General features: G+C 52.9%; 13 protein-coding genes and 1 rRNA gene (1 of these 14 cut by a window edge). All 14 read right to left on the reverse strand.

Annotated features, from left to right (window positions below; translation table 11 throughout):
• Positions 1 to 539: ribosomal RNA gene (locus R70723_RS24830) — 16S ribosomal RNA — on the reverse strand (it extends 1,009 nt beyond the left edge of the window).
• A 453-nt stretch (positions 540 to 992) separates the two neighbouring features.
• Positions 993 to 2,561: a LysM peptidoglycan-binding domain-containing protein gene (locus tag R70723_RS24835; RefSeq protein WP_039876424.1), complete on the reverse strand. Its 1,569-nt coding sequence runs from the start codon at positions 2,559 to 2,561 to the stop codon at positions 993 to 995.
• A gap of 329 nt (positions 2,562 to 2,890) precedes the next feature.
• A complete protein-coding gene (gene ilvE / locus R70723_RS24840) occupies positions 2,891 to 3,772 on the reverse strand; it encodes a branched-chain-amino-acid transaminase (RefSeq protein ID WP_039876425.1) in 882 nt (293 codons plus the stop codon).
• 3 nt (positions 3,773 to 3,775) lie between these two features.
• Positions 3,776 to 4,663 (reverse strand): prephenate dehydratase, encoded by an 888-nt coding sequence (pheA, locus tag R70723_RS24845; RefSeq protein ID WP_039876427.1) that lies wholly within the window; start codon positions 4,661 to 4,663, stop codon positions 3,776 to 3,778.
• Positions 4,663 to 5,640, reverse strand: a complete 978-nt coding sequence (gene thrB, locus R70723_RS24850) for a homoserine kinase (RefSeq protein ID WP_039876430.1) — start codon at positions 5,638 to 5,640, stop codon at positions 4,663 to 4,665. Before thrB ends, pheA begins: the two co-directional genes overlap by 1 nt.
• 64 nt (positions 5,641 to 5,704) lie before the next feature.
• Entirely contained in the window at positions 5,705 to 6,991 is a 1,287-nt protein-coding gene (locus R70723_RS24855) for a homoserine dehydrogenase (protein ID WP_039876433.1), read from the reverse strand.
• A 32-nt stretch (positions 6,992 to 7,023) separates the two neighbouring features.
• The gene (locus R70723_RS24860; protein ID WP_039876434.1) at positions 7,024 to 7,461 is read right to left on the reverse strand and encodes an ACT domain-containing protein; all 438 of its coding nucleotides are present in this window, start codon (positions 7,459 to 7,461) and stop codon (positions 7,024 to 7,026) included.
• Positions 7,462 to 7,619: 158 nt separating this feature from the next.
• Positions 7,620 to 8,408 carry a hypothetical protein gene (locus tag R70723_RS24865; protein ID WP_076418585.1) on the reverse strand — a complete coding sequence of 263 codons (789 nt, stop codon included), beginning with the start codon at positions 8,406 to 8,408 and terminating at the stop codon, positions 7,620 to 7,622.
• A 15-nt stretch (positions 8,409 to 8,423) separates the two neighbouring features.
• Positions 8,424 to 9,170 (reverse strand): hypothetical protein, encoded by a 747-nt coding sequence (locus R70723_RS24870; RefSeq protein ID WP_144027220.1) that lies wholly within the window; start codon positions 9,168 to 9,170, stop codon positions 8,424 to 8,426.
• A gap of 11 nt (positions 9,171 to 9,181) precedes the next feature.
• Entirely contained in the window at positions 9,182 to 10,357 is a 1,176-nt protein-coding gene (locus R70723_RS24875; protein WP_039876438.1) for an SPFH domain-containing protein, read from the reverse strand.
• A 232-nt stretch (positions 10,358 to 10,589) separates the two neighbouring features.
• Positions 10,590 to 11,900 carry a GTPase ObgE gene (gene obgE / locus R70723_RS24880; protein WP_039876439.1) on the reverse strand — a complete coding sequence of 437 codons (1,311 nt, stop codon included), beginning with the start codon at positions 11,898 to 11,900 and terminating at the stop codon, positions 10,590 to 10,592.
• A gap of 15 nt (positions 11,901 to 11,915) precedes the next feature.
• Complete coding sequence (locus R70723_RS24885) at positions 11,916 to 12,656, reverse strand: Spo0B domain-containing protein (RefSeq protein WP_047171226.1); 741 nt, start codon at positions 12,654 to 12,656, stop codon at positions 11,916 to 11,918.
• Between the two features lie 226 nt (positions 12,657 to 12,882).
• Positions 12,883 to 13,194, reverse strand: coding sequence for a 50S ribosomal protein L27 (gene rpmA, locus R70723_RS24890; protein ID WP_039876443.1), 312 nt, complete (start codon positions 13,192 to 13,194; stop codon positions 12,883 to 12,885).
• A gap of 18 nt (positions 13,195 to 13,212) precedes the next feature.
• Positions 13,213 to 13,548 carry a ribosomal-processing cysteine protease Prp gene (locus R70723_RS24895; RefSeq protein WP_039876445.1) on the reverse strand — a complete coding sequence of 112 codons (336 nt, stop codon included), beginning with the start codon at positions 13,546 to 13,548 and terminating at the stop codon, positions 13,213 to 13,215.

Consider the following 13,548-nt stretch of genomic DNA (forward strand, 5'->3'; position numbering starts at 1 on the left):
CGTATTACCGCGGCTGCTGGCACGTAGTTAGCCGGGGCTTTCTTCTCAGGTACCGTCACTCCGGTAGCAGTTACTCTACCGGACGTTCTTCCCTGGCAACAGAGCTTTACGATCCGAAAACCTTCATCACTCACGCGGCGTTGCTCCGTCAGGCTTTCGCCCATTGCGGAAGATTCCCTACTGCTGCCTCCCGTAGGAGTCTGGGCCGTGTCTCAGTCCCAGTGTGGCCGTTCACCCTCTCAGGTCGGCTACGCATCGTCGCCTTGGTGAGCCGTTACCCCACCAACTAGCTAATGCGCCGCAGGCCCATCCCTTAATGACAGATTGCTCCGCCTTTCATTCTCCCTTCATGAGAAAAAAGAAATTATCCGGTATTAGCTACCGTTTCCGGTAGTTATCCCAGGCTAAGGGGCAGGTTGCCTACGTGTTACTCACCCGTCCGCCGCTAAGCTTACCCCGAAGGATAAGCCCCGCTCGACTTGCATGTATTAGGCACGCCGCCAGCGTTCGTCCTGAGCCAGGATCAAACTCTCCAAATTGGTATTTAGAAAGAGCGATTGCTCATTTTGAAACATCTGACGAGAATTTGCATTCTCTACTTTTGGATCTCACCGAAGTGATTTCCGATACTCACTCGTTGTTCAGTTTTCAAAGATCAAGCTCGTCGTCGCCTTCGATGTTATCGTCAGCAGCAACTTTTATAATATATCATGTTCTTCATTTTAATGCAAGTCTTTTTTCAAAAGTTATCTGCATTTCAGATCAGAAGAGCATGTCCAATCACTGCAATTACTTGCTGTCCGCGACTGGATTTATAATATACCATGGATTGTTGATCAAAAACAACCCACAAAATTTCCCAGATATAAAAAAGTTGCATTAATACAAATAGGCTAACCACTACTACTTAGCTTTGCAGGCAAAAAAAAGCATGCAGAGCCCATACAGAGCAGCCCGCATGCTTCCAGATCACATAATTGCATCAAAACCGGTTAATTCGAAATCCATGGATTTTTGCTTTTCTTGCTGGTTCCCTGACGGCTGCTCCGGCTTGCTCCCTGCTTGGAAGCTGATTTAATGCTTTTTCCTTCACTAGTAGCGGAGACTTTCACTTTTGCCGCTCCGGTCTTACCGCTGCGGGACTTCGCTTTCGCCGCTGTATCCTTTACATTTTCAGCCGCTGCTTGGGGAATATCCTGTACAGTAGGCTCAGGCTCCAGGATTGCCGGAACACGATTATGCACGGCATTCTCCATACCGGGATAAACCGGATAGGCCGGGATACCGGACAGCATAGGGTTCGAGTTGACCCCAAAATAAGCTTCTGAATTAGGACTGCCGCCAGGCAGAGCTTCTCCCATCAACCCATATGGTGAGAATGCACCCTGCTGCGGCTGGTATGCTGGAGCACCGTTATATACCGGCTGCTCATAACCGTACGGCTGAATGACAGGCCCGCCTCCGCAGCCGCAGGACGGCCATGGCAGATTTACCGGTTGCCCGCCGTATTGCTGAGCTCCGTACGGGGAATAATCAGCAGCCGGAGTTACCGCAGCAAATGGTACATTCTGATATTCAGGCGCCATATTAGGATACCAGGGGCCCTGAGTCTCGGCAGCCGGGTATACATGACCGGGATAGCCGTATGGGGTCATGCATTCAGGCATATACATAGCCGGTTGAAACATATTTTCTGCAGGATTCATACCCATAATCGGCATAGCCTGCTCGTAATACGGATATACCTGAGGGCAATCATAATGATACGGGTTTTCGTTTAATCCAGGATATCCGGCCGCAGGATCACAGTGGGTTTCCTTGGTTAACGGAGCCAATGCTACTGGTTCTACTGCCGCCTTGCCCTTTTCCTTCGGCTCATAGACCACCGCTTCCTGGGCAGGTACAGAGATTTGCACATACAGGCTTTGGGATTCATGAACCATCTGGACCGGTGCAGGCTCAGGAGCTTTGTTAACTATAGGAGCGACATTCACTTCTGGAGCAACATTCACCTCTGGGGCAATATTAACCTCAGGCGCTTTATTGACAACAGGCTCAGGAATCGTTTCAGCCACGGGTGCTGTCTCTGCTTCCTTGGCAGGCTGTACTATAGGTCCGGTGTAGGTTTTACCGCCAATTTTCGTTTTGTCAACAATCGCCGGAGATCCGGCTTCGGTAGGAAGTGTCACAGCACCCTGGACCGCTTGCGGCTGAATGGCTGTTGCATTTGATTTTTTGGGGATGTTCACAATCTCTCCGGTCAGGAGCGCATTTGGATTTTTGAGCTGCGGGTTCGCATCAATGATTTCCTTCAGCGTAATCCCCCAGGCTTTGGACAATTTCCAGAGCGTATCCCCCTGTTTAACAGTATGCTTATAAAAAAGCTCGCTGCTCTCGTGCACCGGTGCCAAAGCTGCAGGGATTTTAACCTTATCCCCTACATTAAGCACCTCCGGGTTACTGATTTGCGGATTGGCCTCAATGATCTTTTGCAGAGGAACCCCGTACTTTTGCGATAATGCATAGAGCGTATCGCCTTGCTTGACAATGTGTATCTTCACGCAGCATTAACCTCCTAAAAGTGCGTAATTGTTGGAGCGCGTTGCAGGCTTTACAGCTGTATCGATTACCTGCTCCAGCTGCAAATTCCGGCTCATTGAGCATCTGTCCCCACTCCGGGCACTGCTCTCAAAGCATCGATATATGCGGTACAGCCGCCTCCTTCGTTACTACATCTTATGCAGCCCATGGGCGATTGACATCCCCGGCAGCAAAAAAAATCCCCTCACGCCTGGACGGGACCGCCCTCTGTCTCATGGACAAAGGCCGATACCGCCGGCATGAAGGGATTTCATTATATTAGTTTAGGTGTGCCCGGCTCAGGAAAAGATTACTCCCAGACCTTATAGCCGTCTTTATCCACGGCATTTCGGAACTCTTCCAGCAGCTGCAGGGTGATCGGGCCGGCATGGCCCTCACCGATAATCCGGCCGTCGATTTCGCGGGCAGCAATAACCTCGGCAGCAGTTCCGGTGAAGAATACCTCATCAGCAATATATACGTCATGCATAGTGAAAGGCTCTTCCTTCAAAGGCAGGCCCAGCTTCTCACACAGCTCGATAATCGCAAGACGGGTGATGCCCTCCAGCGCGCCCAGGTAGCAAGGCGGCGTGTAGACAACTCCTCTTTTTACGATAAAGATGTTGTCACCCGAGCCCTCAGTTACATAGCCCTGTGCATTCATCATAATCGCTTCGTCGGCTTCCGCCAGATTGGACTGGATTTTGACGAGGATGTTATTCAGGTAGTTAAGCGACTTGATCTTCGGATTGAGCGCATCCGGAAGGTTGCGGCGCTGGGATACGGAAACGGCACGCAAGCCGTTCAGGTAAGCCTGCTCCGGATAGATCGCGAGCTGCTCCACAATGATAATTACACTGGCCTTAGGACAGCGGCGCGGATCAAGTCCGAGATTGCCGGGGCCGCGGGAAACGATCAGACGGATGTAGCCGTTGCGCATTTCATTCAGGCGGATGGTCTCCGCCATGGCCTCCAGCATTTCGTCATAAGTCAGCGGAATGTCCAGCATGATGGATTTGGCCGAATCATACAGCCTGTCCAGATGCTCTTTGCATTTAAAAATGTTGCCGTTATAAATACGGATGCCTTCGAAAATACCGTCCCCGTATAAAAAACCGTGATCGAATACGGATACCTTTGCATTTTCTTTATTTACGTGTTGTCCATCCAGATAAATCCATTGCTCAGCCATGAACTACTGCACCTCCGCTTTCTCTTCCTCATAGGTGTATGTGGGATACGAGCCCAGAATCCGCACCTGGCAGCCCAAAGCCTTGATCTCTTCGATCGCGGCAGGCAGCAGGACCGATTCTATCGGTTCCAGCACATCAATGTAAAAATAATAAGTACCCAACTTCTTCTTCGTCGGCCGTGATTCAATACGTGACAGGTTCAGCCGACGCCAGGCAAATGCAGCCAGGACCTGATGCAGGGCTCCCGGAAAATCCTCAGGCAGGGTTACAAGAATACTTGTCTTGTCACCTGAGTTCTTCCTTGGAAGACTCAGCTTCTGCGGCCCTACCAGAACAAAGCGCGTATAGTTATTATGGTGATCAGTGATCTTGCGCTCTACAATCTCCAGACCATGCGTAGCCGCCCCGAGCGCCGTACCGATGGCAGCCCAGCCTTTGCCGGGGTTGTTCTTCACAATCTCCACAGCCTCAGAAGTGCTTCCTACCGATTCCAGCTCAGCCCAAGGCGCATGCTCGCGGATGAATTGCAGGCATTGCGCCATTGCAACCGGATGGGAGAGGATTCTGACCATTCCGGCATAGTCCTTTTCGCCGCCGGCATTCATGAACTCGCCAGGATTTCCGATTAGATTCTGAATCGAAGGGAAAATCCATTCCGCCTGCATCGGCAGATTCACTTCATTAATGAGCCAGTCAATATGCAGGCTTACCGATCCGTCGATCGTATTCTCAATCGGAATCACACTATAATCGGTAGTACCGCCTGCCGTCGAAAGAAAAACATCGGAGATCAGCTTGTGATGCTCAATGCTGACCGGCTCGTCACCAAATAAATGCAGCAGCGCTTCGTGGGATACCGTACCCTGCGGCAATACCGCTATCGATTTCATTACTGTATTTCTCCTTTTATCATATCCAAAAATGAGCTGTTTTGCATCCCGTTTCTTTCCAGCAGTTCTGTCTTCACGCCTTCCATACACGGGGGCAGCCAGCGGGTCTGAGCCGGAATCCCGTGCTCCGCCATCGTCTCCTTCAGGAACAGCTCAAGCTCCTGCTTCCTGCTCTCGCCGGCGTCTACCAGACAGAGCAGTGTCGGGCCTGCGCCGCTAAGCGCAATTCCGAGCGCACCGTGCTGCGGCGCTTCAGCGAGCAGCTTCTCCATCCCCGGAACTAGCGGAGCACGGTACGGCTGGTGCAGCCGGTCCTGCATCGCCCGGCCGATCAGATCAAGCCGGCCTGCAGCAAAGGCTGCCGTAAGCAGCGAGGTACGGCTGATGTTATATACCGCATCGCTGACTGTAATCTCGGCAGGGAGTACACCGCGCGCTTTGGTGGTAGCCAGCTCAAACTCCGGAATAACGACGAGCACCTCCATATCCCGGGGCGGCTCGATCCGGATGTAATCGGCGTGTGTACCGTCCCAGACTGCTGTGATGATTCCCCCGAAGAGGGATGCCCCAACGTTATCAGGGTGCTTTTCGAGGGAACAGGCTATATCGAACAGCTTCGCATCATCCAAAGGTGACCCGATCATCGTATTGGCTGCAGCCAGCGCGCCGATAATAGCCGATGCGCTGCTGCCGAGGCCGCGTGTCAGCGGGATGTCGGAATACATGGAGATGGACAGCTCAGGAACCGAAACACCTGCTTCGGCGAACACCATCTGAGCCACCTGGTAGAGCAGATTGCTTTTATCACAAGGAAGTCCGTTCATCTGGTCACCGTAAAGGTGAAACACCGTCTCCTCAGCCTCTTCCATCTCAATCCAGGCGTACAGCGACAAAGCCATCCCCAGTGTATCAAAGCCGGGTCCCAGGTTTGCGGTACTGGCGGGCACTTTTACTCTAGACCTTCCATACATACTCATAGCAGGTGAAATCTCCTTCAGTTTATTTGCGCGTAACAGCTGCAGCTCTGTTCAAGAAGAAGGATTACCCCTCTACACGGTAATGGCTTTTGATCCGGTGAATAACCGGAAGCTCCTCCAGATGACGCAGTACTTTATTCATACTCGCCCGGCTGGCATTATGCGTCACAATAATAATTTCCGCGTCAGGATTATGCGGGTTAGCCTGCTGCACAACGGAATCGAGACTGACGTCATACTCCGCAAATACCTGGGTGATTTTGGCCAAAACCCCCGCTTTGTCATCGACATGCAGCAGCAGGAAGTTTTTGTAGAAAATATCCTCGTCACTCTTCAGCTTCTTCTGCTTATAAGGAACGATCTGCTTCAGACCGTTCACACCCAGCTTCAGGTTCTTGATTACGGCAACCAGGTCGGCAACAATTGAAGTCGCTGTCGGCATCGCACCTGCACCAGCCCCGTAGAACATCGTTTCACCAACCGCCTGCCCGTAGACATAAACGGCATTAAAGACTCCGTTCACCGACGCAAGCGGATGTCCGGTACGGATCATGGTCGGCTGGACGCTGATGCTGAATTCCTCATCCTCGCATTCGGCGATCCCCAGCAGCTTCATGTCATAGCCGAGCCGTTTGGCAAAGGCGATATCCTCCTTGCTTACCCCGGAAATCCCGCTGACACTGACATCATTCAGCTCCACATTGGTGCGGAAGCCGAGCGTGCCGAGAATGGCCATTTTGCGGGCGGCATCCAGTCCCTCCACATCAGAGGTCGGGTCCGACTCGGCGTAGCCAAGCCCCTGCGCTTCCTTCAGCACATCATGGTACGAGGCACCCTCCTGGCTCATTTTGCTTAATATGTAATTGGTTGTACCGTTTACGATCCCCATAATCTTCTTGATTTTATCCGAGGAAAAGCCTTCAATCAGCGTGCGGATAATCGGAATGCCCCCGGCAACGCTGGCTTCATAAAATACATCACACTGCTTCTCCTGCGCCTTGGCCAGAATCTCTGAACCGTGAAGGGCCATCAGGTCCTTGTTGGCGGTGACGATATGCTTGCCTAGCTCCAGCGCCTCAAGGATATATTCCTTCGTGCCGGCGATGCCGCCCATTACCTCAACGATAACATCAATCTCAGGATCGCGGATAACCTCCCACGGATCGGTGGTAATCAGAGCTGCATCCACTTCGATATCGCGCGGCTTATCAACATTCTTGACAGCTATGCGTTCAATGACAATCGGGGAACCTACCTGACTGCTCAAGTCCTCCTGATTTCCTTCTACGATACGGACAACGCCCGCACCGACTGTACCCAGTCCCAATAGTCCAACTTTAACCGGCTTCATGTGGTTCCTCCTAAAAGTTTTATGAAGCTTTACTAGCCCTGCCCGATGATTACAGCCCGTTTTACACCGGAGATTTCTCTCAGTCCGTCCAGCATATCACCAAGCTCCTGATTCATATGCGAAATTTCCACAGAGATGACGACGTTTGCCCGTCCCTGCAGCGGAATACTCTGATTGATTGTGAGCACGTTGGCTCCATGGACCGCTACACAGCCAAGCACCTTGGACAGCATGCCCGATTCATGCTCCAGATCAAGCGAGATGGTAACGATCCGCTCCCGCTCCAGCTGGTGAATCAGATGAATGCCGTCTTTATATTTATAAAAAGCGCTGCGGCTAAGCCCAACCTGCTCCACACCCTCATGCACCGTCTTGGCGTCTCCCGCTTCCAGCAGCTGTTTGACCTGCATGGTCTTCAGCACGGCGTCAGGTAAAATGTCCTCGCGGACCAAATAATAGCGCTCTTTCACGAACGTCCTCACCCCAAAGACTTTTGTGTTTACATAGTGGACATTATACTTGAAAAGGTCTGAAAAAAGCAATAGATTTTCATCCACGGAGAAAAGCGCAGATGCAGCAAAGCCCCGGGTAGATGCCGGGGGCTTCGTGGAGAGTCAGCTGTCTGCAGTTACCTGTAAGGAATAGTAGTGCCGCAGTAGTCACAGGCCTTCGCCTGTCCCGGCAGCACCGTATTCTGTGCACCGCAACCGGAGCAAAGGATGGACTTCGGCAGCTGCGGCGGGGCTTGCGGGCTTTGCGGAGCTTGCGGCACGCCGGAAGCTTTTTCGGCGAACCAGCGGGCTGAGCCCGGGGCCGAACCGCCTGCTGCGTCAATACCGCCCGCAGCTGCCGCCGTGTCCCCCTCTTCAAATACGAGTCCGCGGTCCAGAGCGCCGCAGTCCTGCAGGTACAGCAGATCCCGGCGCACGTCGCGCTCGTGCTGTCCCGTCTCTGCGGACAGGCGCCCGGTCCGGCGGATGCCGCTGACGCCGGCCAGCTGTACATATTTTGCGGCAAGCAGTGAAAAATCATGCCTGCTGACAGCTGCAACGTATGCAAACACAGCTGCCGGCAGCAGGAAAAGCACACTGAAAAAGATCAGAAGGCTGATCAGCATCCCGGTTCCGCCGAAATCATACTGCTGGTCCGCCACCTCATAGATTATAAAGATAACGATCTCAACAAACCCGCCGACAAAGGCATGATATAGCAGGCTGAAGTTAACCGGCTTACGGTAATTCTTATAATGTGTGGTTATTAGACGTACCAGTGCCAGCACCAGTCCTGCCGGCATAAACAGATAACACGCGGCAATTACAATATAATCAAAAGCGGTCCGGGCATACTTGGGCAGCTTAACGGAATTTGCGCCGCTACTCCCAAGTGCCTGCCCTCCCATATTTCCTGCAGTTATCACGTTGTAAGCTTCCTCCTATTTGAGTGCTGCCAGTTCCCTGTTACGGCGCTGAAGCGTGCCGGTAATACTCCCGGCCAGTTCAGCTGCCGTCCCTTCCCAGCCGCTGCCCGGGTCCTGAAGCGCCAGCAGCAGCGCAACCTGGTCATGCAGTAAAGAGATTTGCCGGGTCAGCATATCTTCGGTATCATACAGCTCCGGCCTGGACAGCGGATCACTGTATCTGAACTGCTCCTGCAGCCCGCCGATTAGATCAGCAAGCCACTCTGCTCCCGGATGCCTCCAGCTGCCGGCAAGCTCCCGGATTTCCCGCAGCTCCGCCTGATGCTGCTGGTGTGCCCGGACGGCATCAGTAGCCCGGCGTTCCTCTGCCGCAGCTCTCTGTCCGTACAGCGCTACCGCTGCAAGCAAGCCAGCACTTACCAGGAGCAAGGCCAGCTGCACCGTCATATACAGCCGCGGCGGCAGCTGCAGCCCCCAATCGAGCAGTGCAGCCGCTATGAATACAGCTGCTGCATAAGCTGCCGTAATCCAGGCTCCGCTGATCAGTACAGGCGAGGGCCTCCTGTTCTTTCCTGCCGATCTGATCCAGAATAATATATAGCCGTACACCGCACTCTCCGCAGCCAGGACCGACAGCAATGAGGTGATGAAGCGTCCCCGTGATTCAGGGAAGCCCGGCAGGATAAAGGCTGCGCATGTCAGAACTGCTGCTGCAGCATATATCAGGCTAATAAGTCCCGTGTAGCTTCGTTTCTTTTGCATCTCTGCCCCTTTCAGCCGCTTCGTTTTCCACATTCGCCGCAGAACCGCTGTCCCGCCTCCAGCTCATGACCGCAACCTGCACATTTCAGGATCATGCTGTCCCCGCAATGTGTGCAGAATCTGGCTCCGGCGGCAACACGGCTGCTGCAGCTGCGGCATACGACGGTATCCTCTGCTTCCCCTTCAGGCTCAACCGCCCTGAAGCCCTTTCCGCATCCGCCGCAGAACCGTGCCGCCTGCGGGCTTACTGCCCCGCAGGCCGGACAGGCCTTGCCGGCGATTCCGGTTGCGGCAGCCTTGCCGCCCTCCCCCATCCCCTTGGTCATCTGGTTCAGGATATCGGCTGCCGGTCCGGCCATACCGAAGCCCATCCCCAAGCCGAGGCCGGCATTCATCATGCCGGTCCCCAGATTGCCGGGGTTACCTGCTGCTTCCTCCAGCGTATCAAAGCTCCGTTCCTGCTGATAGGTGTAGCCGATAATATCCATCTGTGCTTTTTTGGCCAAGGCCTCCTTCAAGGTACGGGTTGCCAGATCATCTTCGGGAATGTTGATGGAGTCGATATAAAAGTTGTTAAGCTCGATTCCGTTCTCCAGAAAAACCGGAGCCAGCCGGCCCTGGATATGCCGCGAGATCTCTACGACATATGCGTTTACCTCCAGCACGCTGATTTTTTTCCGGATCAGATAGGAGGAGATCAGCTCATTAATATTGGACATCAGCAGTCCGCGGAAATAGCTGACCATGGTCTCCTGATCAAACTGCGGGAGCGTACCGACCAGCTTCAGCAGAAATTTACGCGCATCCTCGATCCGTACCCCGAACTGCCCGAAGGAGCGGACTGAAACCATCATGTTATATTTAGGATCCTGAAGCTGCAGCGGTGAGCTGGTGCCCCATTTGACGTTCATCGAATTGAGCTTGTTGACAAACCACACTTCTGCTGTAAAAGGAGATTTCCCTCCAAACGGCAGGTTTACAATATGGGATAGAACCGGAATATTCGCAGTACTGAGTGTATGCCTGCCTGCCGTAAAGGAGTCCAGCGCCTGTCCCCCCTTGAACAGAACCGCCTCTTGAGACTCGTTAACGATCAGCTGCGTCCAGGTGCCAAGCTCCTGCTCCGGATGCTTCCAGGCGAACACGCCGGGAGGCCCGTCATATTTTACTACCTCAATAATAGCCATTAATTTTCCTTCCTTCCTGAGGGCAGGTATGTATTGTATATATCGGTAACTCTTATCCGATAAAAAAGCAAACATCCGCTTATATGGAAAATCATGCATTTCCGTTACCATTGTATACGATCTTTAGAGGGTTTGGGTGTTCTTTATGACAAAAAAAGCCGGCAGTGTGCTCCGTAAGGAGAAGACACTGCCGGCTTTCTATAGCCGCCTGCCCGGCGGGCAGACGCATGATTTAGTAGTAGCTGCTGCTTTCTACAAATTCGAACTCAAAATCCCCGATGCGCACGATTGTGCCTTCCACAGCACCCCGTTTACGCAGCTCGGCATCTACGCCCATATGACGGAGTGTGCGTGCCAGCTTCAGAATGGCATCATGGGTGCTAAGCTGCATGCGCTTGAGCATCTTCTCGATGCGGGGACTGGTGACAACGAAAGCTTCGTTATCACGGGTAATGGTAAAGCTGTCATCAGCTTCAGCCTCCAGCTTATATACCTTGCGCTCCACCGTTTCGGCGACCTCTTCGACCACCGGAGCCACCGGAATGCTGTCCAGAAGATCTGCTGCACGGTAGAGCAGCTCCTGGATTCCCTGGCGGGTGAGTGAGGAAATCGGCATAATCTCAAGGTCCGGGCGAACCTCAGCAATCCGTTCCCGGAAGGAAATCAGATTCTCCTCCGATTCCGGCATATCCATCTTGTTCGCCGCCACAACCTGCGGACGGTCAAGCAAGTTGGCATTGTACTGCTTCAGCTCATCGTTGATAAGCACCCAATCCTCGAACGGATCGCGTCCTTCGGACCCGGACATATCCACCACATGGATAATAATCCGCGTACGTTCAACGTGGCGCAGGAATTCATGTCCCAGACCCACACCTTCACTGGCACCCTCAATCAGACCCGGCAGGTCCGCCATAACAAAGCTGCGGCCGTCGCCGGCTGCAACCACTCCCAGATTCGGGGTGATTGTCGTAAAGTGATAGGCACCGATCTTGGGCTGTGCTGCTGACACAACCGACAGCAGTGTTGACTTGCCCACGCTCGGGAAGCCTACGAGACCCACATCTGCCATAACCTTGAGCTCCATCACAATATAACGCTCCTGGCCCTCTTCCCCGTTCTCTGCAAGCTCAGGGGCAGAATTAGCCGCCGTAGCGAACCGGACATTTCCGCGTCCGCCGCGTCCGCCGCGTGCTACGACCACTTGCTGGCCGTGACGGGTCATATCGGCAATAATTTCCTGTGTATCATCATCAATCAGCACGGTTCCCGGAGGAATGCGTACAATCATATGCTCGGCATTTGCACCGTGCTGGCTTTTGTTGCGGCCTTTAATTCCGCGGTCAGCCTTAAAGTGGCGCTGATAACGGAAATCCATCAGAGTACGCAAGCCCTCATCTACACGGAAAATAACGTCACCTCCGCGCCCGCCGTCACCTCCGGCCGGTCCGCCCTCCGGAACATATTTCTCACGGCGGAAGGCTACGAGACCATCGCCGCCGTCACCGCCTTTAACATAAATCTTAGCTTTATCTACGAACATTTAAGTTCACCTTCCTTACATCTCAAGCGGTACACGCAGCTCTACGTAAGCCTCACCGGGCTTCCACTGCTCCGCTTTCATGATTTTACCTTGTACTATATTATAAATTTGCCCCTGCAGCAGCTCGGGATTGCCATGCTCTCCCTTGCTTTGAAATGAGATAAGAATGTCTCCCTTATCCTGAGTAAAGCCCAGACGGAGTATCCGCGTATCCCCTTGGGGTGCCATTCCGCTGTATTGGTAAGCCCTTACCGTCTGCATAACCACAGAAGTTAATTCGTCACCCTGACCGGATGTCAGCTTGTCCTCCAGCTGCAGCCCCTCTTCCACCTGCACTTCCAGCTCCAGACTGCTGCTGAAGGTACGGAACGACTGCAGATAGAATACCAGTGACGGAATGCCAAGCTTAGCGATCCGGCTGTCCAGCGCAATTCGCTCCTTTATTCTTTCCACACATTGCACGGATTTATCAGGCTTGTTCAGCTGAATATATCCGTAAAGCACTTGCAGATCATTCATCCAGTCATGACGATGATGATTCAGTGTCCGGTTCGCCGCCTGCTGCAGAGTCTTCTCCTGTATGCGCAGTTCCTCTTCATAATGACGCCGGTTGTAAAAAAAGCTGAAAGCAAGCACTGCAGCTACCCATACTCCGAGCAGCAGGCATGTGAAAAGGGAGGTGTGCCAATACACGAGACCTAAAGGAAGCGTTGCGGATAACATGACTGCCCAGACAATACCTTTCCAGGATTTCATTCTTTCTCCCCGTCCCTCAGTTCGCAAAATTCATTCCAAATTTAGTCTAGCCGGCCCTAAGGCGCTTTTTCCATTTTCCAGTATAACACAGGCATCCGGTGCAATCACCAGCAATCAACAGCATTCAGACAGTTTCAGGGAAACCCCTGATCTCCCGCCTCACTTATCAAAAAAACCCCCGGCACTGATGCCGGAGGCTTCTACTTACAGATGTGGTTCGGAAAGCTTACGCTTCCACTGCCGCTGCTACCGGAGCGACATCAACCGGGTACACGCTCACTTTTTTGCGGTCGCGACCCCAACGTTCGAACTTCACTACGCCATCAACCAGAGCGAACAGCGTATCATCTTTACCGATGCCTACGTTAGTGCCCGGGTGAATTTTGGTTCCGCGTTGACGAACCAGAATGTTACCGCCGGTAACCGCCTGACCGTCAGCACGTTTCACGCCAAGACGCTTGGAGTGGGAGTCACGTCCGTTCTTTGTGGAACCTACCCCTTTTTTGGATGCGAATAACTGAAGATCCAATTTCAACATGTTGGTCAACCTCCTTCTTTAAATAGTGACTTGCTGTATCTTAATATACTTCCCGTATGATTCTGCGATATCACTGAGCATTAAGACCATGGATTCCAGCAGCAGCTGAACTTTCGCGGAGGTTTCAGCATCTTTAACAGAACCAAGGGTTCCGCTTAAAAAGCCGTTCTTCATGGACGTATCCATCAAAATTCCGGTCAGGCTCTCAATTGAGTTCACCGTACCCACCGTTACAGCAGATACTCCGGCACACACAATATCTTCGCCGCGTTTGGCATAACCCGCATGCCCTTCCACCTCAAAACCGATAACAGTACCCATGTCCGAAGCCCGTGTAATCCGCACGTTAATCAT

This window comes from Paenibacillus sp. FSL R7-0273, assembly GCF_000758625.1.
In the GTDB taxonomy this organism is placed as follows: domain Bacteria; phylum Bacillota; class Bacilli; order Paenibacillales; family Paenibacillaceae; genus Paenibacillus_AQ.